General features: G+C 62.4%; 20 protein-coding genes, 3 tRNA genes, 2 pseudogenes and 1 riboswitch. Of the genes and pseudogenes, 14 read left to right on the forward strand and 11 right to left on the reverse strand.

The window, feature by feature from the left end:
* Window positions 1-225 precede the first annotated feature (225 nt).
* Window positions 226-1,424, forward strand: a pseudogene (locus HMPREF1219_RS13405) (IS481 family transposase).
* A gap of 94 nt (window positions 1,425-1,518) precedes the next feature.
* Here the strand turns inward: HMPREF1219_RS13405 and HMPREF1219_RS11835 are convergent.
* Both HMPREF1219_RS11835 and HMPREF1219_RS11840 read right to left on the reverse strand, forming a co-directional pair.
* Window positions 1,519-1,591, reverse strand: a tRNA-Arg gene (locus HMPREF1219_RS11835).
* Between the two features lie 32 nt (window positions 1,592-1,623).
* Window positions 1,624-1,712, reverse strand: a tRNA-Ser gene (locus HMPREF1219_RS11840).
* A 66-nt stretch (window positions 1,713-1,778) separates the two neighbouring features.
* Between HMPREF1219_RS11840 and hisC the strand changes: the two genes are divergently transcribed.
* The 3 genes from hisC (at window position 1,779) to HMPREF1219_RS12365 (ending at window position 3,900) form a co-directional block, all read left to right on the forward strand.
* Window positions 1,779-2,744, forward strand: coding sequence for a histidinol-phosphate transaminase (gene hisC / locus HMPREF1219_RS11845; RefSeq protein ID WP_016459165.1), 966 nt, complete (start codon window positions 1,779-1,781; stop codon window positions 2,742-2,744).
* Window positions 2,745-2,962: 218 nt separating this feature from the next.
* Window positions 2,963-3,373: a hypothetical protein gene (locus tag HMPREF1219_RS12360; RefSeq protein WP_016459166.1), complete on the forward strand. Its 411-nt coding sequence runs from the start codon at window positions 2,963-2,965 to the stop codon at window positions 3,371-3,373.
* A 98-nt stretch (window positions 3,374-3,471) separates the two neighbouring features.
* Window positions 3,472-3,900, forward strand: a complete 429-nt coding sequence (locus HMPREF1219_RS12365) for a PDDEXK family nuclease (protein ID WP_016459167.1) — start codon at window positions 3,472-3,474, stop codon at window positions 3,898-3,900.
* 72 nt (window positions 3,901-3,972) lie between these two features.
* On the opposite strand, the gene HMPREF1219_RS11855 is transcribed toward HMPREF1219_RS12365, so the two are convergent.
* Window positions 3,973-4,057, reverse strand: a tRNA-Ser gene (locus tag HMPREF1219_RS11855).
* Window positions 4,058-4,086: 29 nt separating this feature from the next.
* Here HMPREF1219_RS11855 and HMPREF1219_RS11860 point away from each other — a divergent pair.
* Window positions 4,087-5,004, forward strand: a complete 918-nt coding sequence (locus HMPREF1219_RS11860; RefSeq protein WP_016459168.1) for an NAD(P)H-quinone oxidoreductase — start codon at window positions 4,087-4,089, stop codon at window positions 5,002-5,004.
* On the opposite strand, the pseudogene HMPREF1219_RS11865 reads toward HMPREF1219_RS11860, so the two are convergent.
* Both HMPREF1219_RS11865 and thiM read right to left on the reverse strand, forming a co-directional pair.
* Window positions 5,001-7,156, reverse strand: a pseudogene (locus tag HMPREF1219_RS11865) (bifunctional hydroxymethylpyrimidine kinase/phosphomethylpyrimidine kinase). The gene HMPREF1219_RS11860 and the pseudogene HMPREF1219_RS11865 sit on opposite strands and share 4 nt — an antisense overlap.
* Entirely contained in the window at window positions 7,156-7,968 is an 813-nt protein-coding gene (gene thiM, locus HMPREF1219_RS11875; protein ID WP_016459171.1) for a hydroxyethylthiazole kinase, read from the reverse strand. The pseudogene HMPREF1219_RS11865 and the gene thiM overlap by 1 nt, the downstream one beginning before the upstream one ends.
* A riboswitch (TPP riboswitch) is annotated at window positions 7,960-8,061 on the reverse strand. (Overlaps the previous gene by 9 nt.)
* 181 nt (window positions 8,062-8,242) lie before the next feature.
* Between thiM and HMPREF1219_RS11880 the strand changes: the two genes are divergently transcribed.
* A complete protein-coding gene (locus HMPREF1219_RS11880) occupies window positions 8,243-9,490 on the forward strand; it encodes an ATP-binding protein (RefSeq protein ID WP_016459172.1) in 1,248 nt (415 codons plus the stop codon).
* Between the two features lie 53 nt (window positions 9,491-9,543).
* Here HMPREF1219_RS11880 and HMPREF1219_RS11885 read toward each other — a convergent pair whose 3' ends face one another.
* On the reverse strand, window positions 9,544-10,725 hold the full coding sequence (locus tag HMPREF1219_RS11885) for an aminotransferase class V-fold PLP-dependent enzyme (protein ID WP_016459173.1): 1,182 nt from the start codon (window positions 10,723-10,725) through the stop codon (window positions 9,544-9,546).
* A gap of 94 nt (window positions 10,726-10,819) precedes the next feature.
* Here HMPREF1219_RS11885 and wzm point away from each other — a divergent pair, with 94 nt between their 5' ends.
* The 3 genes from wzm (at window position 10,820) to glfT1 (ending at window position 13,854) form a co-directional block, all read left to right on the forward strand.
* Window positions 10,820-11,677, forward strand: coding sequence for a galactan export ABC transporter permease subunit Wzm/RfbD (gene wzm / locus HMPREF1219_RS11890; RefSeq protein ID WP_375713170.1), 858 nt, complete (start codon window positions 10,820-10,822; stop codon window positions 11,675-11,677).
* 203 nt (window positions 11,678-11,880) lie between these two features.
* Window positions 11,881-12,666 carry a galactan export ABC transporter ATP-binding subunit Wzt/RfbE gene (wzt, locus tag HMPREF1219_RS11895; protein WP_016459175.1) on the forward strand — a complete coding sequence of 262 codons (786 nt, stop codon included), beginning with the start codon at window positions 11,881-11,883 and terminating at the stop codon, window positions 12,664-12,666.
* A 297-nt stretch (window positions 12,667-12,963) separates the two neighbouring features.
* On the forward strand, window positions 12,964-13,854 hold the full coding sequence (glfT1, locus tag HMPREF1219_RS11900; protein ID WP_040427849.1) for a galactofuranosyltransferase GlfT1: 891 nt from the start codon (window positions 12,964-12,966) through the stop codon (window positions 13,852-13,854).
* Here the strand turns inward: glfT1 and HMPREF1219_RS11905 are convergent.
* Genes HMPREF1219_RS11905 through HMPREF1219_RS11915 form a run of 3 tightly spaced genes read right to left on the reverse strand, consistent with a single transcriptional unit; the run spans window position 13,851 to window position 14,982 of the window.
* Window positions 13,851-14,261 carry a GtrA family protein gene (locus HMPREF1219_RS11905; RefSeq protein ID WP_016459177.1) on the reverse strand — a complete coding sequence of 137 codons (411 nt, stop codon included), beginning with the start codon at window positions 14,259-14,261 and terminating at the stop codon, window positions 13,851-13,853. The genes glfT1 and HMPREF1219_RS11905 overlap by 4 nt on opposite strands.
* Before the next feature lie 23 nt (window positions 14,262-14,284).
* Window positions 14,285-14,635, reverse strand: coding sequence for a hypothetical protein (locus HMPREF1219_RS11910; protein ID WP_245554470.1), 351 nt, complete (start codon window positions 14,633-14,635; stop codon window positions 14,285-14,287).
* Window positions 14,636-14,643: 8 nt separating this feature from the next.
* A complete protein-coding gene (locus HMPREF1219_RS11915) occupies window positions 14,644-14,982 on the reverse strand; it encodes a hypothetical protein (protein WP_016459179.1) in 339 nt (112 codons plus the stop codon).
* A gap of 26 nt (window positions 14,983-15,008) precedes the next feature.
* Between HMPREF1219_RS11915 and HMPREF1219_RS11920 the strand changes: the two genes are divergently transcribed.
* Genes HMPREF1219_RS11920 through HMPREF1219_RS11940 form a run of 5 tightly spaced genes read left to right on the forward strand, consistent with a single transcriptional unit; the run spans window position 15,009 to window position 22,581 of the window.
* Window positions 15,009-15,251, forward strand: coding sequence for a hypothetical protein (locus HMPREF1219_RS11920; protein WP_016459180.1), 243 nt, complete (start codon window positions 15,009-15,011; stop codon window positions 15,249-15,251).
* Window positions 15,252-15,273: 22 nt separating this feature from the next.
* Complete coding sequence (gene dprE1 / locus HMPREF1219_RS11925; protein ID WP_016459181.1) at window positions 15,274-16,707, forward strand: decaprenylphosphoryl-beta-D-ribose oxidase; 1,434 nt, start codon at window positions 15,274-15,276, stop codon at window positions 16,705-16,707.
* 10 nt (window positions 16,708-16,717) lie between these two features.
* Entirely contained in the window at window positions 16,718-17,470 is a 753-nt protein-coding gene (gene dprE2, locus HMPREF1219_RS11930; protein WP_016459182.1) for a decaprenylphospho-beta-D-erythro-pentofuranosid-2-ulose 2-reductase, read from the forward strand.
* Between the two features lie 2 nt (window positions 17,471-17,472).
* Entirely contained in the window at window positions 17,473-19,350 is a 1,878-nt protein-coding gene (locus tag HMPREF1219_RS11935; RefSeq protein WP_016459183.1) for a galactan 5-O-arabinofuranosyltransferase, read from the forward strand.
* Window positions 19,351-19,356: 6 nt separating this feature from the next.
* On the forward strand, window positions 19,357-22,581 hold the full coding sequence (locus tag HMPREF1219_RS11940; RefSeq protein WP_016459184.1) for an arabinosyltransferase domain-containing protein: 3,225 nt from the start codon (window positions 19,357-19,359) through the stop codon (window positions 22,579-22,581).
* Here the strand turns inward: HMPREF1219_RS11940 and HMPREF1219_RS11945 are convergent.
* Both HMPREF1219_RS11945 and HMPREF1219_RS11950 read right to left on the reverse strand, forming a co-directional pair.
* The gene (locus tag HMPREF1219_RS11945; protein WP_245554471.1) at window positions 22,535-23,710 is read right to left on the reverse strand and encodes a hypothetical protein; all 1,176 of its coding nucleotides are present in this window, start codon (window positions 23,708-23,710) and stop codon (window positions 22,535-22,537) included. The genes HMPREF1219_RS11940 and HMPREF1219_RS11945 overlap by 47 nt on opposite strands.
* 17 nt (window positions 23,711-23,727) lie before the next feature.
* On the reverse strand, window positions 23,728-24,732 hold the full coding sequence (locus HMPREF1219_RS11950) for a glycoside hydrolase family 25 protein (protein WP_016459186.1): 1,005 nt from the start codon (window positions 24,730-24,732) through the stop codon (window positions 23,728-23,730).
* Window positions 24,733-24,752 lie beyond the last annotated feature (20 nt).

Raw genomic sequence — 24,752 nt, forward strand, 5'->3', positions numbered from 1 at the left:
AAACGTTAAAAACCCTCCCGCTAGATATCCTAGCAGGAGGGTTAGTTCGTGCGCCCGAAGGTGTCCTGTGTCAGTACTTAGTTGACACCTTGGCTCTGCGGTTTTGTACATGACAGTTGACACATCAGTCAGGACATCGTTGACACAATGAGCACCTGTGCAGCACACGGTGATAGTTGACACCTCAGTCGAGACATAGTTGACACCCTGAGCCCATAATTATTCATGAGCTACGACAACCCCAACCTCGCCATCGTCAAAGCAATCACCGAACAACACCTCACCGTCAGCGAAGCCTCCGTTCGATTCAAGAGATCCCGGCAATGGATCTACACCCTGCTAAGGCGATACGAAGAAGGCGGCCCAGAGGCTGTTAAACCGCGATCCACAGCACCGAAAACACACCCCACCAAGGTCAGCGAGGAGGTGATCAAACAGATCATCAAAATCCGCAGAGAACTCGCCTCCAAAGGTGCAGACAACGGACCTGAAACCATCGCCTGGGTACTCGAGCAACGAGGTTTTCATGCGCCTGCAGAATCAACCATCCGGCGAATCCTCACCAAAAACGGCATGGTCACACCACAACCCAAAAAACGCCCGAAAGCCTATCTACGACGCTTTGAAGCAACCCTGCCCAACGAATGCTGGCAAGCAGATGTCACCTCCACCAGACTGCTCAATGGACAGGTTGTGGAGATCCTCGACTTCCTCGATGACCACAGTCGCTTCCTGCTATACCTAGGCGCCTATAAGCGTGTAGCTGGCCCCACCGTGGTCACAGCCGCCGAAACCATCACCAAAAAATACGGCTTCCCCCAATCCACCCTCACCGATAACGGCCTTGTCTTCACCGCCCGACTAGCCGGTGCCAAGGGAGGTAAAAACGGTTTTGAAAAATTCCTTGAAAAACACAGCATCCTGCAGAAAAACGGACGCGCAGGACACCCCCAAACCCAAGGAAAAATTGAACGCTTCCACCAAACACTAAAAAAATGGCTCCGCGCACGACCACCCGCAAAACCGTCAAAGACATGCAAAAACTCCTCGACGAATTCCGCCACTGGTACAACCACGAACGACCCCACAGGGCACTCGGACGACAAACACCCCACCAGGCATACACAACACTACCCAAAGCCAGCCCACAACCACTGGTCACAGAAGACAACCGCGTCAGACACGACAAAGTAGACAAAGCAGGAAGAATCACCCTCCGATTCGCAGGCCACATGCGCTACCTAGGCATAGGACGCGCACACGAAGCAACCCCCACACTCACCGTCATCCACGGCACCCACGCCGTAACCTCCAACGCCGAAACCGGAGAAATCATCGCCGAACACCACATCGACACCGGCCGCCGCTACCAACCCAACCAAATCAAGAACACCCAACAACGAAAAAACAGAAAAAACAAGTAACGCCGCAAAGCGAGAAACTGTTCTCGCCTCACGGCGTCACCTGTCAACCATGTCGCGACTGATAGTGTCAACTATGTCCCGACTGATCACATCGTGCGCCCGAAGGGATTCGAACCCCCAACCTTCTGATCCGTAGTCAGATGCTCTATCCGTTGAGCCACGGGCGCAGCGCTGCCCCAAAACCACTAAAGGACAGCTGCGGAGACGAGAGGATTTGAACCTCCGGCCCTCGATAAAGAGGGCAACTCATTAGCAGTGAGCCCCATTCGGCCGCTCTGGCACGTCTCCTTGGGCTCTTATGGTACCTGTTACCGGCGTTCACAACAAAATGGCAGGTAGGCGTATGATGACCTCATGCTACGCGGTGATCTGACCAATATTCCCAGCTACGTCCCCGGAAAGAAAGAAACCAGGGCCGTCAAGCTTTCCTCCAACGAATTGGCCCACGGGGCGCTCCCCAGTGTGAAGAAGGCCCTCGACACCGTGGAAGTTAACCGCTACCCCGACATGTTTGCCGTTGAACTACGGAAGAAGCTTGCCGCCGCCTTCGGCCTGGATTTTACCAACGTCGCTGTGGGCTGCGGCTCCTCCGCGCTGTGCCAACAGCTCGTACAGATCACCTGCCTCGACCGCGACGACGAGGTCATTTACCCCTGGCGCTCGTTTGAGGCCTACCCCATCTTTGTGGACGTGTGCGGCGCCACCAAGGTGGCAATCCCGCTGAAAGACGGGGCCGTGGACCTGGATGCCATCGCTGCCGCCATTACTAACCACACCAAGCTCATCTTCCTGTGTAACCCGAACAACCCCACCGGCACCGTTTTCTCCGGCGATCAGTTCGATGCCTTTATGAAGCACGTCCCCGCCGACGTGGTTGTCGCCCTCGACGAGGCGTACATCGAGTTCGCCGACGTGGAATCCGGCGTATCCAAGCTCTCCCGGCACCCCAACCTCGTGGTGCTGCGCACGTTCTCCAAGGCCTACGGGCTCGCCGGCCTTCGCGTCGGTTACGCCCTCGCCTCCGCTGAGCTTATCGACGCCCTCATCAAGGTCGCCATCCCCTTTGCCGTCAGCGCCCCCGCTCAGGCGGCAGCTCTTGCCAGCCTCGAGGCCCAGGACGAGCTGGCCGCGCGTGTTGCCGAGGTGAAGGAGCAGCGCGCCCGCGTGCAGGAATCCCTGGGCACCGTGCCCAGCCAGGCGAACTTCGTGTGGCTACCCGGCCAGAAGTTTGAAAAGGACGGCGTCATCGTCCGCAACTTCCCCGAGGGCACCCGCATCACCGTGACCACGCCGGAGGAGACCGACGCGCTGCTAGGGTAGGCGCTGCTTTTTCGGGCGTAAAACCCCAGTTCACGCCTTTTGTTCCGCTTGCAGGTTAATTTTCAGCCTGCAGCTGGTGACTGCACTTTACAAAACCCCAGTTCATAACCCTAGCTCTACTTGCAGGCTAAAAATTAACCTGCACGTTTCACTCCGTCGTAGCGGTAGCGAAACGTCTCAATCCGTGCCACAATTTTGACATGGACTTCGGGGGAAGAATGATTTTCACATCTCAGCTCACCAACTGCGAGCGCGTCAAGCTATCACGGCAACACCAACGCGGGGAAGTGACGAAACTCGCGTGCGGGATCTACTATCCCACGAGCGACTTCAGGCAACTTCCGCCGTACAACAAGTCGCTCCTAGTCACCATTGCCCTGGGGATGCGGGGACGCGTGCTCGTGGGAAACTCAGCCACGGCCCTGTGGCTTTGCCCCGAGCTTGGTAGCGGCCATTTCGCGCCGGAGGTAGTGGGAAGAAACGACCGCAGCACCCCGGCAGTCATCATGCGGCAGGTTCCAACGCCATACGTCCGCACCACATCAATAGGAAACGCCCAGCTTACTCTCACCTCACCAGCTCTCACCGTTCTAGACATGGCGCGGTGGCACGGCGTTGCGCACGGGTGAACTGCGGAGATATCTTCGTCGCACGAGGGCTCACGACGCAGGAGGAGATCGCTGAGTTGGCACGGATTCGGCGTTTTACACATGGATCCACAAAAGCAATGGAAACGGTCGGCCTGATAAACGGTCTCTCAGAAAGTTTCCGCGAGGCGGAGGTGAAAATCGAACTTTCAAGGCTGGGGTTCACTGGTTGGTACCAACAGGCAGCGATCTTCACAGCTCAGGTGCGACAAATAGCGCGGGTGGACTTCCTCTTCCCCAACCAATCCGTGGCACTCGAGTACGACGGAAAGGGCAAAACGCGGGGCCAATTCGGAATCGAATCCAACAAATCGGTTGCCGACGAGAGGGAGCGCGAGCGCATCCTCGTGAGCGAGGGACTGCGCGTCGTACGCGTCACCGCCGCTACTTTCAACACCAACGAGTGGGTGGATCAACTCCGCCGCGCACTGAAGGAGAACGAAGGCCGGGTGTTCCCAACAGTGCAGTGGCGGGAAGCGAAAAATCAGTCGTTATTCAGTCGTTATTAGCCAGCAAAACCGTCGCAGCGAGCCACTACACAAAAACATCAGCCCTGGTCAGGTAAACCAGGGCTTGATCTGCGGAGACAGAGGGATTTGAACCCCCGGTCCGGTTAGGGACGCTCGCTTTCAAGGCGAGTGCATTCGGCCGCTCTGCCATGTCTCCAATGGGAAAAATACTATAGCCTGGTCACTATGAAAGCAATTTCCCAAGAGCTCGAATTGATTGATGCGCCAACCCCCGAACCCGGCGAGGGCGAGAAGCTCATGCGCGTGGCTGCGGCGGGCGTCAACCGCGGGGATATCCTGCAAAACCAGGGACACTACCCGCCGCCACAGGGCGTGACCAGTATTCTTGGCCTGGAGGCCAGCGGCTACGTGGATGGTAAACCGGCTATCGCGCTGCTGTCCGGCGGTGGCTACGCCGAGTGCGTCGCCGTACCGGAGGGCCAGCTCATGCCGGTGCCGAAGGGGCTGACGATGCCCGAGGCAGCGACGATCGCGGAGGTGACCTGTACCGTATGGTCCAACGTGTTTATGCTCGCGGGTCTGCACAAGGGGCAGCGGGTCCTCATCCACGGCGGCGCCGGTGGCATCGGCACGTGTGCGATCCAGCTGGCCAAGCACTTCGGTGCGGAGGTAGCCGTCACTGCAGGGTCGGCGGAAAAACTCGCCACGTGCAAGGAGCTTGGGGCGGATATCCTCATCAACTACAAGGAACAGGATTTCGCCCAGGAGCTCAAGAACTCGTGCGATGTCATCCTCGATATCATCGGCGCCAAGTACCTGGATCAAAACGTGCGGGCCCTGGCCATGGACGGCCATCAGGTCACCATCGGCATGCAGGGAGGCGTCAAGGGTGAGCTCAATATTGGCAGGCTGCTGTCCAAGCGGGGCTCCATTTCCGCCACTGCTTTGCGCGCCCGTGACAGGGAGGACAAGGCGCGGATTGTGAAGTCCACCGTGGAGAACGTGTGGCCGATCATCGAATCCGGCGAATTCAAGCCACAGCTGTCCACCACCCTGCCGCTGGAGCAGGCGGCGGAGGCCCACCGCCTGATCAAGGAGGGCGAGGTCACCGGCAAGATCGCACTGACCGTCGCGGAGGACTAGCTAGCCCGCAGCGCCTGGTTGAAGAACTCGCGCTCCCAGTAGGCGGCGTACATGAAGTTGCGCGTCGCCTCTTCGCGGGGTGGCCTCCCCTGCCGCTTCCAGGGCGCGTTCGACGCGCTCAATGGCCTGGCGGGTGTCTTCGATGAACCCCTCGTCGGCGTAGGCGGTGAGCCACGCGTGGTAGGGGTGGTTCGGCGTGTTCTTCTCCGCCATACGCAGCGCCACCTCGGCGTAGAGCCAGTAGCACGGCAGCACCGTGGCGGCCGCGACCACGTAGTCCTTCCCCTCCGCGGCACCGAGGAGGCTGGTGTAGCCGAGAGTGACATAGGAGGGCTCCGCGTGCGTCTCACCACCGAGGATCTCCCGGTGCAGGTTCGCCTCCTCTGTCATCGTGTTCTGGGCATCGCGCGCCCAGGCGATCATGTCCTGTGAATTGGGGGAATGGGAGGCGACCCCGGCCAGCGCCTTGCCGTACTCGCGCAGGTAGAGGGCATCCTGCTCGAGGTAGAAGCGGAAAGCGTGCTCGGGCAGGGTTCCGTCGGCAAGCATGGTGAGGAAACCGTCACCAAGAATGGCGCGGAGAAGCGAGGAACACCTTGACCACAGCGCTTGGGTGCGCGGGCCTGCGGGAGCGACCAGCGGTTTCTCCTCGGAAGGCGCGGGGGAAAGGTCCCACGGGGCGGTGCTGGCGGCCTCGCGGTACATGCGATTCCACGCGGTGTGATCCACGGGGCCGTTCCCCTTGCCCACATGGAGGTCATCGGCGTGGCGGATGGCGGTGGATAGCCACAGCGTGGCCCACTGCGCGGCCTTGTCCAACGGCTGGCCCACGGCGAGGCGGGTGGCGAGACAGGAGGACAGGGAACAGCCGGTGCCGTGCGTGTTCTTGGTGTTCACGCGCACGTTGCGGATGCGGAACACCTCGCCGGTGGGGTGCACGACGGCGTTATCGGCACGATTGCCAGCGAGGTGACCGCCCTTGACCAGCACCGCCGTACCCAGATCGCGGGCGAGGGATGTCGCCTGCTCGATCGCCTCCTCGTGGGTGTGAACCTCCTCGGCGCGGGCGAGAACGGCCTGCTCCGAAAGGTTCGGCGTGACGATCGTCGCGCGCTTACACAGCTCGCGTACGGCGTCCTCGGCCTCGACGCTGAGCAGCCTGTCGCCGCTGGTGGCCACCATAACCGGGTCGACGACGAGAAACGGCACGGGGTGACGATCGAGGTAATCGATAACCAGCCGGGTGATCTCCGCCGAGCCGAGCATGCCGATCTTCACGGCGTCGACCTCAACATCATCGAACACAGCGTCGAGCTGCGCGGTGAGGAATTCCAGCGGCGGGGTGTGGATCTCGCGCACGCCCTGCGTGTTCTGCGCCACCAGCGCCGTTGCTACCGAGAGCGGGAAGCCGCCGGCCTCGCTGATTGACTTGATGTCGGCCTGCAGGCCCGCGCCGCCGGTGGGATCGGTGCCGGCGATGGTGAGTACGCGTGGCAGCACTACTTCCTCCCCTCCTCAAAGGCTGCGCGCAGCTGGCGCGCCGCTTTCTCCGGATCCTCTGCCTTCATGATGGCGGAGACCACGCAGATCCCCGCGCCGTCTGTTCTACCGAGTTCACTCGCGTTGGTGAGATTGACACCACCGATGGCCACGGCCGGCACGCCGAGGCCTTTGGCGCGCGTGGCGATCTCAGCAAACGCCTGCACACCGATCCCCGCTGGCGCATCCTTCTTGGTGGTGGTGTCCGCGACAGGCCCCACGCCGATGACGTCGGGGCGAAGCGCCGGGTCCATGTCCTCCACCTCGTCCAACTCCCGGTGGTTGCCCACAGACAGCCCGAGCATGAGGTTCCGCGGCAGCCTCTTACGGGCCTCGAGGTAGTCCACGTCATTCTGCCCGATGTGCAGGTTAAGGCCCAGATCGCAGGCGACATCGAGGCGATCATCCACAAACAGCGGCACGCCCGTGGGTTCCATGAGCTCCTTCAACTGCCTGGCCCGCGCGAGGAACTCCGCCTCGGTTGCTTCCTTGTCGCGCAGTTGCACAACGCTCACCCCTCCCCTTATTGCCTTGTCGACGATCCGGGGTACGGCTTCCGGCCCCCTCCCTGTTGTGGGTCAGTGACCAAGTAGAGACTCCAGTTGGTGGCCATTACAGGGATTCCTCCTCACAGCTTTCGTATTGCTCAAGCTCGTCGGCGGTGAGGGTGTAGAGCGCATCAAGCCACGCCACCTTGAAGCTGCCCGGCGCGCTCGCGGTCTTGGCCGCCTTCGCTCCTGCCGCCGAGTGATGGGCGTGCGCCGCGACGACGGCATCGTGCGGATCCGCGCCCACCGACAGATACGCGGCTACCACGGCACCGAGGGAGCACCCGGTGCCGATCACCTTCTGCATGAGCGGATCCCCGCCGGTGATACGCGTAATGCGGCCCTCCGAGACGACGATATCGGTGGCGCCCGAAATTCCCACCACCCCACCGGTGCGCTCCGCCAATACGCGGGCTGCGGGGATCGCCGCATCGGCGGCATCGGCCGAATCCACGCCGCGGCCGCCGGCGGCGTTCTCGTCGAGGTGCGCAAGCGCGATGATCTCCGAGGCGTTGCCCCTGATGGCGCTCGGCTTCTCCGTGACGATGGAGCGCTGGAACCGCGTGCGCTCCGTCAAACCGCCGCAGGCCACCGGGTCCAAAACCCACGGGGTGCCGGCCGCTGTTGCGCCGGCGACGGCCGCACGCATGCCCGCGTACTGCTCGTTCGACGGGGTTCCCGCGTTGATGAGCACGCCGGAGGCGACCTGCGCAAAGTCGCCTGCTTCAGTCGGCGTATCGCACATGGCAGGTGATGCCCCGATGGCGAGGATGACGTTGGCGGTGATGTCCATGACGACACCGTTGGTAAGACACTGGATAAGCGGTTCCTGGTCGCGGACCGCATGCATGATTTCTGAGTGGGCAGACGTAGCCATACTGACAATTCCCTTCGCTAGAACGACCTAGATCAGGTTCGACGGGTGTTTTCTCAGCGCCCCTTGTGGCAGGACGCACCCCGTTGCCTGGTTATACCCACATTAGCAGCCCTACTCAGCAGCCGTTCCCGGGGGTCGCTTCCCCTCCGCCCAGTTCGCGGATAACCGGCAGTGCAGGAAAAATGCGTTTGATGCCCTAGGATTCATGCATTTGGGCACCTAGGATTGATGCGTTCGGTACCCTACGATTCGTGCGTTTGATGCCCTAGGAACCATGACATACCTGGCACGCGCTCTCGACCTGCAGCTTAACGAACTACTCCCCTATGTCGGTGCAATTGCTATCGATGGGCCCAAAGGCGTCGGAAAAACAAGCACGGCAGAACAGCGTGCGACAACGACACTGCACCTAGACCGTGAGCAGGATCGCATTATCCTTCGCGCCAATCCCGCTTTCGACCACTTTCCTGATGGCTCAATCCTCATCGACGAGTGGCAACGGGTACCAGAAGTGTGGGACATTGTGCGTCGGGCGGTGGACGACGGGTGCGATCCAGGCCGCTTCCTACTTACTGGTTCAGCTACTCCCATTGCAGGCACCACGACACACAGTGGCGCTGGACGCGTGTTATCTTTGCGTATGCGCCCGATGGCCGTCTTTGAGCGTGGCTCCCGGGAAGATCTCATCTCCCTCAAAGAAATTCTTGCCGGTTCCGCCACCATCACTGGGCAGACCGATCAAACTTCCGCCGACTACGCGCATAGCATTGCGACGACAGGACTGCCCGGGCTGCAGAATCTTCCCCCGCTCGTACAAAAGCAGCACATCGCTTCGTACATCGACCGGATCCTTGACCGCGATTTACCCGACCAGGGCTATACGACGCGCAATAAGGCAGCACTCCTCGCCTGGATGCGCGCTTATGCCGCAGCAACAGCAACACAGGCAAGCTATTCAAAAATCCTAGATTCTGCGACACCTGGCGAGTCCAACAAGCCATCAAAAAAGTCATCTGCGACATACCGGGACAAACTCAGCGAGATTTGGATTCTCGACCCTTTACCTGCCTGGAATTTTGCCTCCGCCCCATTCCCACGCGTTTCCCAACAGACGACACATTTCCTTGCCGATCCCGGTCTTGCGCTGCACCTACTTGGATTGACCGAAAGGTCCCTTCAAGCTCCTCGGAATGCCCATATCTTTGGCTGCCTGTTTGAGGCTCTTGCGGTGCTCTGCATTCGCGTTGCCGCCGAGGCGAACTTCGCCACCGTCGGCCATTTCCGCACTCGCAATGGGGACCATGAAATCGATGCTGTTATTGAAAGCGCGGATGGGGGCATTATCCCCGTGGAAGTGAAACTGACACACACGCCCTCCCCCGAGGACGGAAAGCATCTCCTATGGCTGCGGAACGAGCTTCCGGAAGAGGTCGTCGACATGATCATCATCACAACCGGGGATCGGGCTTACCGCCGAGAAGATGGCATCGCCTGCATTCCACTTTCCCTGTTCGGGGTGTAACACGCACGACCAGAAAACGCCGTTGCGATGTGTCTATGCAGCGACGGACTCCGCTACCCGAGCGAGGCCAGGACACGGGTGAGGTGGTCGATGTCCGCGTAGGTGTTAAACGGGGCGAGGCCGATGCTCAAAGCACCGCCGGCCTCGAAGACGCCCATGTTTTCCAGCAAGGGGTCGTGCGGTGCGAGCGAGGTGACCAGCGAATTGGAGAACAGGCGCTGCTGGACGGTCTCGGCGTCGATGCCTCGGACGACGAAGGTGAGGCGAGGGACGCGGTCGATGGCGGCCATGCCGTAGCCTGCCGCCTCGCCGGTGATGCCCACGAGGTGCACGTTATAGAGGCCACGCAGGGATTCGATGGCGTGGCGCAGGAGGCTCGACAGGTATACATCGAGGCTCGCCATCGACTCGCGGAGCCGATGGGCACGCTGCCCCTCAAGATCCTCCTCCAGGCCTGCATAGTGATCGATGAGCGGGGACACACCACCGAGGAGGCCGCTATCGATTGGGCCGACCTCGAGGGGGTGATCGAAGCGGGGGAACATAGAGGTATCGCGGAACACGAGGGCCGACAGGGTGGGGCCGCCGAGGGCCGCGAGATCCACAAGAACGATGTCCACACCGTAAGAGTCGATATCAATGGGGCGGTAGGGGGCGAGCGCCGTCGCGTCGAGAAGCACCCAAGCGCGGGAGGCGGAGTGGGTGATCTCCGCAATGTCCTCCACGGGGGTGGCGGTACCCACGTAGGGGTGAGCACCGGGGACGATGACCAGCCGGGTGGAGCCGTCGATCAAGTTACGGTACTGCCACGCGGGGATCTCGCCGGTGCCAAGATCCGGCTCGGCGATGGTCAGGTTGTAACGAGCGAACGCCTCGTTGAGGGCGTGATCGCGGGCACCGACGACACCGGAACGGCGCAGCCTGCCGGACATCGCGTGGCTCAGCGCGCGCACCAACACGAACGACGACGGGCCGAGAACAACATGGTCGCTGCGCACGGAGAAAAGATCGGCCACCGCACGGGTGGCGGAGGCGAGGTGGCTGGCGCCGAACACGGAATTTGCGGAGTGCCGGGAGCCGGGTTCGGGCGACTCGACAAGGGGGCCGGTACGGAAGGCTGTGGACACGCCAGAGACAACCTTCTCCGGAATCTGGGGGCGTTCACCTGCGTTGAGGTAGATCCAGCCTTCGCCGAGTGAGGTGTAGAGACCTCGCACTCGTGCGGCATCGTACATGCTGCGCAACCCCTTTCGTCGAACCTGCTCTCCCTTATCCTACTGCACACGGTTTAAGCTATACCTCGTGCACACTGACAATACTGATAAGGATCTGGCGCGCATTACCGCCACCGAGGTGAGGGACACCCCACCGAGCCAGTCGCGGACCTTCAAGGCCGCGTGGGCGGACCTTGTACGCGGGCTGAAGCAGTACGAACTGTGGCTCCAGCTGGGCTGGCAGGACATCAAGCAGCGCTACCGCCGCAGCGTCCTCGGCCCACTGTGGATCACCATCGCCACCGGCGTCATGGCCCTCGCCCTCGGCCTTTTGTACTCCCTGCTGTTCAAGATTCCGCTGGAGACCTTCCTCCCCCACGTCACCGTGGGGCTCATCATGTGGAACTTCATCTCCGGCTGCATCAAGGAAGGCTCGGACATCTTCATCGACAACGAGGGGCTCATCAAACAGCTGCCCAGCGCACTATCGGTACACGTGTACCGACTGGTGTGGAAACAGCTGTTGTTCCTGGGGCACAACCTTGTCATCTGGCTCATCCTCATGCTCATCTTCCCGCGTCCGCTGGGGTGGGACATTTTGCTGGTGATCCCGGCGATGGCACTGCTCGTAGTCAACGGCGCGTGGGTAGCCATGTTCTTTGGCATCATCGCCACGCGCTACCGCGACGTATCGCCCCTGTTGGAGGCCCTCACGCAGCTGTGTTTTTACGTCACCCCCATCGTGTGGATGACCGATACGCTGACCAACCAGGGCCCGGAGGTCGCCGGCCGCGCGAAGCTCGCGCTGCTCAACCCGCTGTACCACTACATGGAGGTGGTCCGCGCGCCGCTCATTGGCGCCCCGATCCACGCCTACAACTGGTACGTGGTCCTCGCCTGCACCGTCGTCGGCGTAGGCTTGGCACTCCTAGCAATGAAGAAGTGGCGCTTCCGCGTCAGCTACTGGGTGTAAAAATCGGAGATTTTTACACGTAAGAATCGGATTATTTACACCCCGCAAATAAGGAAGATTTTTACACGGGGAAAACAAGAGTTTTCCCCGCAGGAAGACGAAGTTTTCCCCGCAGGAAGACGAAGTTTTCCCCGCAGGAAGACGAAGTTTTCCCCGCAGGATAACGAAATTTTTCCCACGTAGCTCAACACAAAGGACTTGCATTGGTTTCCATCGACACCTACAACGCGTGCGTTGACTTCCCCATCTTTGACGCCAAGTCACGCTCGATGAAGAAGGCGTTCCTCGGCGCAGCCGGGGGCGTCATTGGCAAGACCGCCGACGATGTCATCGTCGTCGAGGCGCTCAAAGACGTCAACTTGCACCTGCGCGAAGGCGACCGCGTGGGGCTTGTGGGCCACAACGGTGCCGGCAAATCGACGCTCCTGCGCCTGCTGTCCGGCATCTACGAACCCACCCGCGGCTCCGCGGACATCAACGGCCGCGTCGCCCCCGTCTTCGACCTCGGCGTAGGCATGGACCCGGAGATCTCCGGGTACGAAAACATCATCATCCGCGGGCTGTTCCTGGGGCAGACCCGCAAGCAGATGAAGAAGAAGATGGACGAGATCGCCGAGTTCACCGAACTTGGGGACTACCTCAACATGCCGCTGCGCACGTACTCCTCCGGCATGCGGATCCGCCTGGCACTCGGCGTAGTCACCTCCATCGAGCCGGAGATTTTGCTTCTCGACGAAGGCATCGGCGCCGTCGACGCGGCCTTCATGGCCAAGGCCCGCGCCCGACTGTCCGAGCTGGTCAAGCGCTCCGGCATCCTGGTGTTTGCCTCCCACTCCAACGATTTTTTGGCCCAGCTGTGCACCACCGCCCTGTGGGTGGATCACGGCGAGATCCGCCAGGCCGGGTCCGTTCCGTCCATCATCGAGTCCTACGAGGGCAAGGAGGCCGCCGACCACGTTCGTCGCCTCCTCGACCGCATGGAGGACTAGGTGCCCACCCTCCACGTCCTGGCCTTCCTCGACGAGGAGGTCCCCGCCCGGCCCGGCGACAGCGTCCTTGTTCTTTTCGACGCTTCCCGCTCGCGCACCGAGGGCGACGCACTGTTTGCCCAGTTTGCGCGCCGCATGTGGGACCTCGGCGTGACCGATTACTGTCAGGCCGGTTTCCCGGCCCGGAACGATCCCACGCTGTGGCCCGCCATCCGCCAGGTGGTGGAGGAGAAGACGCCCGCCGGCGCGACACTTCGACTCTCGGCCAACCCGTGGGTGCAGGCCGCACTGAATAAGATGAACTCCATGGATATCGCTGCCGTCATCGTCACGCACAACCGCGTCGAACTTCTCCGCAACTCGCTCACCGTGGTGTGCAACCAGAGTTACCCCGTGCGGTGGGTGATCGTTGTGGACAACGGCGACCAGGAGGACGTCGACAAGCTAGTCCATGACGTAGCGGGCGAGCGGGCCGTGTACCTGCCCAGCAAAACCAACCTCGGCGGGGGCGGCGGGTTCGCCTACGGGTTCATGACCGCTCTGGCACTCGGAGCCGACGCCGTGTGGTGCGCCGACGACGACGGGCGACCCGAGGGACCCGACGTGCTGCAGACCCTCCTCACCTGCATGAAAGACCACGACCTCGACGAGGTTTCCCCCGTGGTGCTCAACCTCACAGAACCCGAAAAACTCGCGTTCCCCCTGCGCAGGGGCCTTGTGTGGCGACGCAAGCGCAGCGAACTCGGGCGCGGATTCCTGCCCGGCATCGCCAGCCTCTTCAACGGCGCCGTCATCACCGCCAAGGCCATGGAATCCATCGGCGTGCCCGATTATCGCCTGTTCATCCGCGGCGACGAGGTGGAATACCACCGCCGCCTTGCGCGCAGCGGCCTGAACTTTGGCACCTGCCTCGACACCGCCTACCTCCACCCCGACGGCTCCGACGAGTTCAAACCCATCCTCGGCGGGCGCATGCACACCCAGTACCCCGACAGCGATTTCAAGCGCTACTTCACCTACCGCAACAGGGGTTACCTCATGAACCAGCCGGGGATGCGCAAGCTTCTGCCCCAGGAATACGCCCGTTTTGCCTGGTTTTTCCTGGTACAAAAGAAAGACCCGGCCGGGTTCCGCGAATGGCTGCGGCTCCAGCGGCTCGGGCGCAAGGAACGGTTCGAACGGCCCTAGTTGCCGTTGCGGTTCTTGTTAAAGATGAACCATCGCTGGACAAAGAAGTTGATTACGGTGGCCACGCCCTGGGCCACCACAAACGCGATGGTGGCGGCGACGTAGCTGTTCATGTAGACATCGAGAAGCGAGAAGCCCTGATCGTAGATGAGGGTGTTGAGCACATAACTCATCCCGTAGAGGAGCCACACCTGCACAAACCGCTTGGTGGAGGCGCCCATGCCGAACGTCCACCGGCGGTTGATCATGTACGCTACGAGCGTGCCGACGATGAAGCCGATGGTGCGGGCGTAGAACGGCAACCACCCGAACCCGAACTGGAACAGGTAGGTCAGACCGATATCGAAGACCGCCGAAATACATCCGGAGACGATGAACCGGTAGCCCTGCTTGCCTAGAGAATCCACGCAGGGCAGTATAGCGACTTTTGCTAATTGTTCGGCAATGGCAGCGGCCGCGGGGCGGCGCCGTGCGCTTCCCGGCCCTTCTTGGTGCGCACCCGGCGAGCCTCCTTTTCCTCCCAAAACGCCGCGATATCCTGCACTACCTTGGCGTGGCACCAGCAGTTCTCCCCCACCGGGTCGCCGGTGTACATTGCTTTAAAATCCGCCGGATCTTTCGCCGTGGTGCCGGCTTTCGCGGCCAGCTCCCCCGCCCGCCAGTCGTGGGTATCCATGACGAACGCGCCGGTCATGACGTGGGCCGGCGGGTCCACCCAGGCGGAGGTGAGCTGGGAGCCGTCGAGCTGCCAGATCACGGTGTGATCTGGGCTTTTGTCCACCACGCAGATCATGCGGCAAACCAGGAAAGAGCGGCAATACCGGCACCGATGACCGTATGCGGGCGTTTCAGCGGCAGCTTATCGGCCAGCCAGTGGCGGCTCTTGTGGTCCAGCCAGGCGGTAACCACAAGGCCAGCGATGATCGCCGGGAACGCGTAGGACGGCAGGTCTTTCACCGGCTCCTCCTCGGGCACCGGCCGCGGCTCGTCGTGGGCGATGTAGACCGCCGCCGCTACCCCCAGGGCGGCATCGATGGCGAGGCGGGCCGGCAAAGAGTCCACGTAGTCCGGCAACGCGTACACCGCAAAGACGGTGGCACACAGAACAACCTTTTCGTCTGTTTCCATGGGTTCAGTATAGGCTTAGGGGCACTATGAAGTGGTTGAGAAGATTCAAGCAGTCACGCGGCGGCGCGGCGTCCGGCGAGCACATCGCAGCGACGCGCACCAACGTGCCCCTTGATGATCACATGACGCTCCTCTTCGCCCAGGAACTTCCGTTCCACCCAGCGGAGGAGCGGGCCATGATAGAAAAGATTCTGAAGGAATACCAAGGTCCCACGATCACGAGCCAGGACATGCTGCCTCAGCAAATTCGGGACCTGATGGATTTGTGAAGCGAGTAATCTAAGACAGGATATGACTACTGAGACGGGCGCATCCTCTTCCGCAGCTTCGGGCGGAAAGGGAGCCTACACCACAGAAGCACGTACACTGACCGGCTGGGGACGCACCGCCCCTACCACGGCAAACGTTCTTTTCGCCCACGGGGTGGACGAGATCGTCGCCGCCGTGAAGGATGCCGCTGACCACTCGGCAGCCGGCGACCACCGTGGCATCATCGCCCGCGGCATGGGCCGCTCCTACGGCGACCCGGCGCAAAACGCTGGCGGCATTGTTGTGGACATGACGGGCCTCAACACCATCCACTCCATCGACACGGCCACCGGTATCGTCGACGTCGACGGCGGTGTCACGCTGGACCAGCTCATGAAGGCCGCACTGCCCTACGGGCTGTGGGTTCCCGTGCTGCCCGGCACCCGCCAGGTGACCATCGGTGGCGCCATTGGGCCGGATATCCACGGCAAGAACCACCACTCCGCCGGCTCCTTTGGCAACCACGTTGTGAGCATGGAATTGCTCACAGCTGACGGTGAGATCCGTCACCTCGAACCCGATTCCGACGTGTTCTGGGCCACCGTCGGTGGTATGGGACTCACTGGCATCATTCTGCGCGCCCGCATCCAGATGACCCGCACGGAGACGGCCTACTTCCTCTCCGACACGGTGCGCACCAACAACCTCGACGAGACCATCGCCGAGCACTCCAACGGCGCCGAGGCGAACTACACCTATTCTTCCGCGTGGTTCGACTGCATCAACCCCGAGCCGAAGCTCGGCCGCGCCACCATCTCCCGCGGCAGCCTCGCCACGCTCGCGCAGCTGGAGGAGTTCGCCCCCAAGCTGGCCAAGGATCCGCTCAAGTTCAACGCGCCGCAGCTCATGACGGTGCCGGACATCTTCCCCTCGTGGACGATGAACAAGCTCACTCTCAACACCATCGGTGAGCTGTACTACATGATGGGCAAGGACTCGAAGAACGACGTCAAGAATCTCACGCAGTTCTACCAGCCGCTCGACCTCATCGGCGAGTGGAACCGCGGCTACGGCAAGGCCGGGTTCCTCCAGTACCAGTTCGTCGTGCCCACCGAGGCCGTCGAGCCGTTCAAGGAGATCATCAAGGACATCCAGGCCTCCGGCCACTACTCGGCCCTCAACGTGTTCAAGCTGTTCGGCGAGGGCAACAAGGCGCCGCTGTCCTACCCCATGAAGGGCTGGAACGTGTGCGTGGACTTCCCCATCCGCAAGGGCCTCGGCGCCTTCCTCGACGAGCTGGACCGGCGCGTCATGGAGTTCGGCGGCCGCCTCTACCTGGCCAAGGAATCCCGCACGAGCGCCGAAAACTTCCACAAGATGTACCCGGGCCTCGAGGGCTGGCTCAAGCTGCGCAACGAGCTCGACCCGCACGGCGTTTTCGCCTCCGACATGTCCCGCCGCCTCGAACTGAAGTAAGGAATACACCATGCTCAATGCAGTAGGAGAAGCACAAAACATCCTCCTTTTGGGAGGCACCAGCGAGATCGGGCTGGCCATTGTAAAGGAATTCCTGCCCGCCCACGTCACCCTCGCCATCCGCCCCGGCTCCAGCCACGCCGAGCAGGCCAAGGCCGAGATCGAGTCCGCCGGCGCGCGCAGCGTCCGCGTCATCGACTTCGACGCCCTGGACTTTGCCAGCCACCCGGGCGTTATCGACGAGGCCTTCGACGGCCACGATTTTGACATCGCCATCGTTGCCTTCGGCATCCTCGGCGACAACGAGGAGCAGTGGCAGGACCAGGCCAAGGCCGTGGAGGCCGTCCAGACCAACTACACCGCCGCCGTCTCCGTCGGCGTGCTGCTGGGCCAGAAGTTCAAGGCCCAGGGCCACGGCACCATCGTGGCCATGAGCTCCGTGGCGGGCATGAAGGTGCGCCGCTCCAACTTCGTCTACGGCTCCGCCAAGGCGGGCCTCGACGGCTTCTACGGCCAGCTCGGCGAGGCCCTGCGCGAGTACGGCGTCAACGTTCTGCTCGTCCGCCCCGGCCAGGTACGCACCCGCATGTCTGCGGGCGTGAAGGAGGCCCCACTCACGGTCAACCGCGAGGATGTGGCCAAGGCGGTGCACGAGGCTGTGGTCAAGCGCGACGACACCGTGTGGGTCCACCCGGCGTTCGAGTACGTCTCCCTCATCCTCAACCACATTCCCAAGCCCATCTTTAGAAAGCTCCCCTTCTAATAATGGGCAGCGAGTACGCTCCGGACCGCCTCTCCATCGGCGCTACGCTTGCGGCCATGGCCGCATCAGCCCTGGGGGGCGGTGCGGCGACGCTTCTCGTGTGGTTCATCCTCAGTGGCACCAACCTGCCCGCGTTTGCCAACTCCAACCTCACCACCGCCGTCGCCACCGCGGGCACCGTCGTGATCTGCGTTGTCGTCGCCGTGGGGTGCTGGCTGTGGCTCCACGGGCCGAAACAACTTAAGCCACTTGTGTACCTTGCGTGCTATCTGGCACCAGCCGGGATCGTGTGTACCACCACCGCCATCCCCCTGTCCACCACCAGGCTCTGGCTCGACGGCATGACCGGCGACCAAGAGTTCCGCACGCAATTTTTAACCCGGCTCACCGACTCGTGGCACCTGTCGGACATGAACTACATCGACATGCCGAGCTTCTACCCCTCCGGGTGGTTCTGGCTCGGCGGGCGCATGGCCAATCTCCTCGGCCTGCCCGGCTGGGAAGCCTTCCAGCCGTGGGCGCTCGTCTCCATCGCCGCCGCCGTGAGCCTGCTCACCCCCGTGTGGCAGCGGATCGTCGGTTCGGTGCCTGTAGCCACCGGGATCGCGCTCGTCACCACGTGCATCGTACTCGTCGTCTCCGCGGCCGAGCCCTACGCGGCCATCGTCGCCGCCGGCAGCTCCGCCGCCATGGTGCTCGCCGGACGGGCGCTGCGCGGCGCCCCGTGGGCACTTGCCGGGGTCACCATCTACCTCGGCATCTCCGCGTCCATGTACACGCTGTACACCTCCGTCCTCGCCGGCACCCTCATCGTCGCCGCGGCGCTCGTTAGTGCGTTGGTGACCCGCTCCTTCTCCCCGTTGATACGCATGATCATCATTGGGGTTGGCTCGAGCCTCATCGCGCTGACGGTGTGGTTCCCCTACCTCAAGGCGGTGCTCACCGGCCAGCCGCGCTCCGGCGCGACAAGCCTGCACTACCTGCCGTACTCCGGGGCGCAAGTGCCGCTTCCCATGTTCAGCTTCTCCCTCATCGGGCTTTTGTGCATGATCGGCATCGTGTACATGGTGCTCAACGTCCTTGATACCGACGTCATGAGCCTCACCATCACCGTCATCGTCACGTACTGCTGGATCGTCGCCTCCATGGTCGCCTCGCTCGCCGGCACCACACTCCTCGGCTTCCGTCTCGACGCCGTCATCGCAATTTGCTTGTCGACGGCCGGTGTCTTGGGGCTCGCCCAACTCCACCTCACCTACCTGCCCACCAGGCCCCGCGTCACCGCGGCTGTTGCTGTTGTGATCGCCCTCGCCGGCATCTACTACGCCCAGGGGATCCCCGCCCGCAACCAAACCGCCATCGACCGGGCCCACTCGGACACCGACGGCTACGGCGAGCGCGCCGACCGGTTCGCCCCCGGCTCCGCCACGTTCTACGAGGCACTCAACGACCAGCTGCGCACGCGCATCGACTCCCCGGCTGATGCAGTTGTGCTTACCGACGAACGGTCCTTCCTCGCCGTCTACCCCTACCGGGGCTTCCAGGCCATGACGAGCCACTACGCCAACCCCCTCGGCCAGTTCGACCTGCGCAACACGCTCATCGAGCACTGGGCCGACTCCTCGTGGAACGAGCTCTCGGACCCAGCCGCCTTCAAGGACACCCTCGCCGGCTCCCCGTGGGAACCGCCGCAGGCGTTCATCTTCCGCGGCGACGCCGACGACATGGAGACAGGGTGGAAATACGACCTCGCCGAGGACATCTACCCCAACGATCCCAACGTCCGTTTCCGCGGTATTTTCTTCAACCCCGCCGTCTTTTCCGCTCCATACTGGGACGTGGCCCAAGTTGGCCCGTTCGTAGTAGTGACCCTAAACTAAGTTGCCGTGCTGACCCTTGACAAGCTAAAAAAGCTGGCGATCGCCTCTGGCATCGTCGGCTTCCTTCTGTTTATCCTCACGCCATTCCTCCCCGTCAACCAGACGCAGTCGACCATCCACTGGCCGCAGGGAGACAACCAGTCCATCACCGCGCCGCTCATGAGCTACGCGCCCGAGAAGCTCGAGGCCACCATCCCCGTCGCCGCCTTCGATGAGCTTCACGACGGCCAGAACCTCCTGCTCGGCACGCTACCGCAGGACTCCAAGGATGCCACGCAGCGCGGCCTGTTCATTCGCCTCGGCGACAACGGGCTCGACGCTGTGGTCAAGGATAAGGTCATCTTCTCCATCACGCAGGAAGACGTCGACAAGCTAGCCCCCACAGACGAGCTGACGCTCACCAGCGACGCCGACAAAACAACGGTCGCCCTCGGTACCCACGAGGGCGAGGCGACTGGCGACGAGCGACCACAAGTCACAGGACTATACACAGAACTCAACCGGGACGCGGAGATCCCCGGCCTGTCTGCCGACATCACCGTCAACAGCCGCTTCACCTCCTCGCCGAGCCTCATCAAATACCTCGCCATGTGGGGCGGCATCGCCTGCCTCCTCGTTTCGCTGTTCAGCCTGTGGAAATTCGACCAGCTCGCCGGCGACCACACCTCCGAATACACGCCCCGCTGGAAATCCATCACGCTTCTCGACGGCGTCGTCGCCGCCATCCTCCTCTTCTGGTACTTCATCGGCGCCAACACCTCCGACGACGGCTTCATCCTCACCATGGCCCGCCAGTCCCACGCCGCCGACTACATGGCCAACTACTACCGCTGGTACGGCGTCCCCGAATCCCCCTTCGGCGCGCCCTACTACGACCTGCTGGGCTTGATGACGTACGTGTCCACGTCCTCCATCTGGGTCCGCCTCCCCCAGTTGGTGGCGGCGGTGCTGACGTGGCTGTTGTTGTCGCGTGAGGTCCTCCCCCGGTTGGGGCAGAAGATAACAGAGAGGCGAGTTGCGCACTGGACCGCCGCGTTGGTCTTCCTCGCCTTCTGGCTGCCCTACAACAACGGCATTCGTCCGGAGCCCATCATCGCCGCACTGGCGCTTCTCACGTGGGTGCTGGTGGAGAAGTGCTTCGCCACCAACCGGTTGCTGTACGGCGCCATCGCCGTCATCGTTGCCACCATCGCTCTCGGCGCCGGACCGACTGGTCTGATGGCCGTCGGCGCTCTGCTGGCGGGCATCCCCGCGTTCATCCGAATGCTGCACAGGAGGCGCTCGCTGGGGATCGTGGCGCAGCTCGTTCCGTTCCTACCCACCGGCTTTGCCATCCTCATGGCCGTGTTCGGCGACCAGACGTTACGCACCGTCACCGAGGCTGTGCACGTCCGCTCCGCAAAGGGGCCATCACTGCCGTGGTACCTCGAATGGGTGCGCTACGAGACGCTCATGGGTAACAACGTGGACGGATCGTTCACGCGTCGGTTCGCGGTCATCCTCATGTTCGCGGCTGTTGTTCTTGTGATTGCCTCGACGCTGCGCCACGGCGGAGTCATCGGGGCCGCGAAAGCGCCAACGTTCCGCCTCGTCATGATGTTCGCACTGACCATGTTCGCGTTCTGCTTCACGCCCACCAAGTGGTCGCACCACTTCGGCGTGTTCGCAGGCCTCGGCGCGGCGCTGGCGGCGCTGGCGGCCATCGTCGTCTCCCAGATCGCGCTGCGGTCCGTCCGCAACAGGCTGCTCATCTTCGGGGCGTTCCTGTTCCTGCTCGCGTTCTGCCTCGCCGGGCAAAACGCGTGGTGGTACATCTCCTCGTTCGGGGTGCCGTGGTTTGACAAGTCCATCCAGTTCAGGGGCGTGGAGGCGTCGACGGTGATGCTCGTCATCGCCCTGCTGGTACTCCTGGTGGGCGTGGTGTTTGGATTCCTCGACGAAGTGCGGGAGGTGAGAGGAGACCGGGAGAGGACGGGTCGTCGACTAGCGAAATTCGACGGACTGTTCGCCGCGCCCATCGCCGTCCTCGCCGCCCTCGTCGTCCTCTTCAGCTGCCTCAGCCTGGGCAAAGCGTTCGTGTCGCAGTACCCGGCGTACAGCGTCGGGCTGGGCAACCTGCGCGCGCTGACAGGCAAGACCTGCAACCTCGCCGAAGACGCACTCCTTGAAACCAACACCAACGACGCATTCCTCACGCCCCTCGAAGGCACCCTCGCCGACTCGCTTGACGACGGAAACTCCCAGGGATTTGGCCCCAACAACATTCCCGAAACCATCGTCGGCGGAGGCGTGGACACCTCAGGACGCTCAGCCGGAACCGTGGCTGGTGCCAGTGATGCAGATGAGGACACTGCCTCAGGAGACTCAGCCGGGAGCAGTACTTCGACCCAGGGCGCACGCGCCGAGCAAGGCGCCAACGGCTCCAACATTCGCCTGCCTTTTGGCATCGACTACACCAAGGTCCCCGTCATGGGATCGCAGCGGAATGGGGCGCAGTTCGGGTCCAAGATAGAAACCAAGTGGTATGCGCTGCCGGAGACGGATAACCCGCTGCTCGTCATCTCCGCGGCTGGTAAAGTTGCGCACCATGATATCAACGGCGTGAAACAACCGGGGCAGAAACTCGTCGTCGAGTACGGAAAACGCGACGGACAGGGCGTCGAAAAGCTAGGTGAAGTGGAACCGATGGACATCGGACCGGCGCCCCAATGGCGCAACCTAAGGGTGCCGCTTGACCAACTGCCGGAGGAGGCCGACGCGGTGCGAATCACAGCAGAAGACACAAACCTCAACGGGGATGAATGGGTGGCCTTCACCCCACCGCGCGTGCCCCAGCTGGCACCCCTCAACGAGGTCATCGGCTCCGAAAAGCCGGGGCTCCTCGATTGGGCGGTCAGCTTGCAGTTCCCGTGCCAGCGGTCGTTCGACCACTACGCGGGTGTTGCGGAAGTGCCCGAGTACCGCATCTCGCCGGACCACCCGGGGAAGGTGACGCTGTCGCCGTTCCAGGATTACAACGGCGGCGGTGTGATGGGTATTGCGGAGGCTGTCAATAAGGGCCGGGAGATCCCCGGGTACCTGAAGGATGATTGGCAGCGCGATTGGGGCTCCATCGAGGAGTATTCGTTGCGCACGAATAGTCTCGGGGAGGAGCCTAAGCAAGCCGCGGTTGATACGGAAGTGATTACCCGCTCGGGTCTGTGGTATCCGGGTCCGATGGCGACGGAGTAGCGCGCCTGGCTTCGAGAACCTGGCGCACGAGGTTGTAGCCGCACCACCTGTTTTCCGGCTGGTCGTTGTATTGCAGCGGCCCGCCGCCGGGTGGTCGGTAACCGACGCGGCCGGTGGAGTCGCGTTCGAGGTGGCCGTTGAGGGGGTGATCGGGGAAATCGTCGTTTTGGGCGTTGTGGGAGACGCAGATGCCGGAGAGGGTGTCGGAATCTGTTTTGCCGCCGCAGGCGAAGGAGATGAGGTGGTGGGCGGCGCCGTTCATGACTAGCTCGTGGCAGCCGGGCCAGGGGCAGACGATCTGCATGATTTCGTTGGCGGCGCGCTGGTTATCGTTGGCGAAGCGGCGGCGCTCGATTTCGTAATTGCCGAGGATGTGGGCTTCCCTGTCGACGATGGTGAGCCAGCCGGTGTCGGCGAGGGCAAGTTGGGCGAGCTCGTCGAGGTCGTACACCTCCCCGGTTGTTGTTTGGACCTTGGCTTCCTTGCCGGCGTAAAAGGCCTTGTCGAGGACGAGGATGAGCGCCGGTTTGTATTCGGTGGGTTTGAACTCGCCGCCCTCGGAGAAGGCGAGGTCGGCGAAGGCTTGGCCCTTGCCACGGCAGAGGTCCATGGTTTTGGGTGCGAGCTCGGCGAGCCGTGCGTTGATCCGGTTGATCTTCGCCGCGGTGTCGCGCAGGATGAGTTGCTTGTTGCCCTGGGCGTCGGCCTTCTTGGACACAAACACCCCCCGGTTGTTGCTGAAGGTGTCCTTGTTGAGCTCCCGCACGAGCTCGGTTGCTTTCGCTTTCAGTCCGTCACACGTCAGGCTTGTCGACGCCTGGATGAGCTGCAAACGGACGTTGTCTGTCTCCTCACGCGACGGCGCGTTGATGGAATTGCACGCCCGCGAAATAATCATGAGGCGCGTGAGGGAGAGTTCGTGGGCCAAGGCGCGCTGGTTCTGCGGCGCTTTGGCCCAGGCGTTGGCGCAGGTGACCAGCGGCCGGATGTCGCCGGGAAGGCAGTCGGCGGCGAGCGCGAGTTCCGCAATCTGGTTTTTGCGTAGCCCAGAAAACCCCTCGAGGATCTCCATCCCCGAGGAGCGCTGTGCGAGGAACTCCTGTGGCATCATACTTATTAGACGGGTCACAGGGGCCCCACGGTTCCCTACCGGGAGGAATTATCTAACAAAATGAGCAAATCGCCGAGGGTGTACTTGCCGGAGGCGGCCATCGTCTTCAAGTCCTCAACCGGGAGCTTGTTTTGGGAGGACAGCTCGATCATCACCCGAGCGAGGTCGAAGGCCTTGGGGAGGTCGATACCGGCCTTCGTCGCGGCGTCGACAAGCTCAGCGGAGGCAAGGACGTTACCCTCAGCGATACCGAGGATCGCGTGGGCGAGGGGCTGGGAGGTGCCGCCGAAGTCCGGGCCACCGAAGTTGTCGGTGGGCTTGAGGAGGGTGCCGATGCCCAGCGCGTTGCCGGCGGCGTAGGCGTTGAGCTGGTCGCGGGTGCCGTTGAAGAGGTTGAGATCAACCTCGTTCAAAATGCCGGAGACGCGGCCGTGGTCGGAGCGCTGCCAGAACGTCATGTAACTCCAGCCACCAGGAATATCAGCCGGGGGAGTGTTTTGCCACGCCGCCAACCACAGCGGATACTGCGAAAACTCCTTCGTGTTGCCCATCTGCTCGTACCAGAAGTAGCGGTACGTGTAGATCATCGGCGTTTTGCCGGTGAGGCGCTGGGTCTCGGAAAGGAAATCACGGGTCCAGTTTTGCAGAGCAGTGACGCCGAGGCCGTCGGTCTCTTCCAAGTCGAGGACAGGCGGGAGGGAGGCATCTGCCTGCTTGATGACGTCGGCGAAGTAGCGGGCCTGGGCCTTCGCGTCGGTGCCGGGGCGGGCGTAGTGGTAGGCGCCGACGTGCAATCCTGCCCCACGGGCCTCTTTAACATCAACCGGGAAGTGGGTGTTTGCAAAGCCCACGCCCTCCGTCGCCTTAATAAACGCAAAGTCTTGGGAGGAGTTGGCTACTTGGTGCCAGTCGATGGCCGCGCCGCCGGGGTGCTGGTGGCCGGCGATGTCGATGCCGGAGGAGAGGGCGGGGAGGGCTTGCGCACCCCCGGCTGATGCGATTGTGGCTACAACAGTGAGCAGAGAAATTACGCGCTTCATGGGGCGAATGTTACCACATT

This window comes from Corynebacterium pyruviciproducens ATCC BAA-1742 (genome assembly GCF_000411375.1).
Taxonomy (GTDB): domain Bacteria; phylum Actinomycetota; class Actinomycetes; order Mycobacteriales; family Mycobacteriaceae; genus Corynebacterium; species Corynebacterium pyruviciproducens.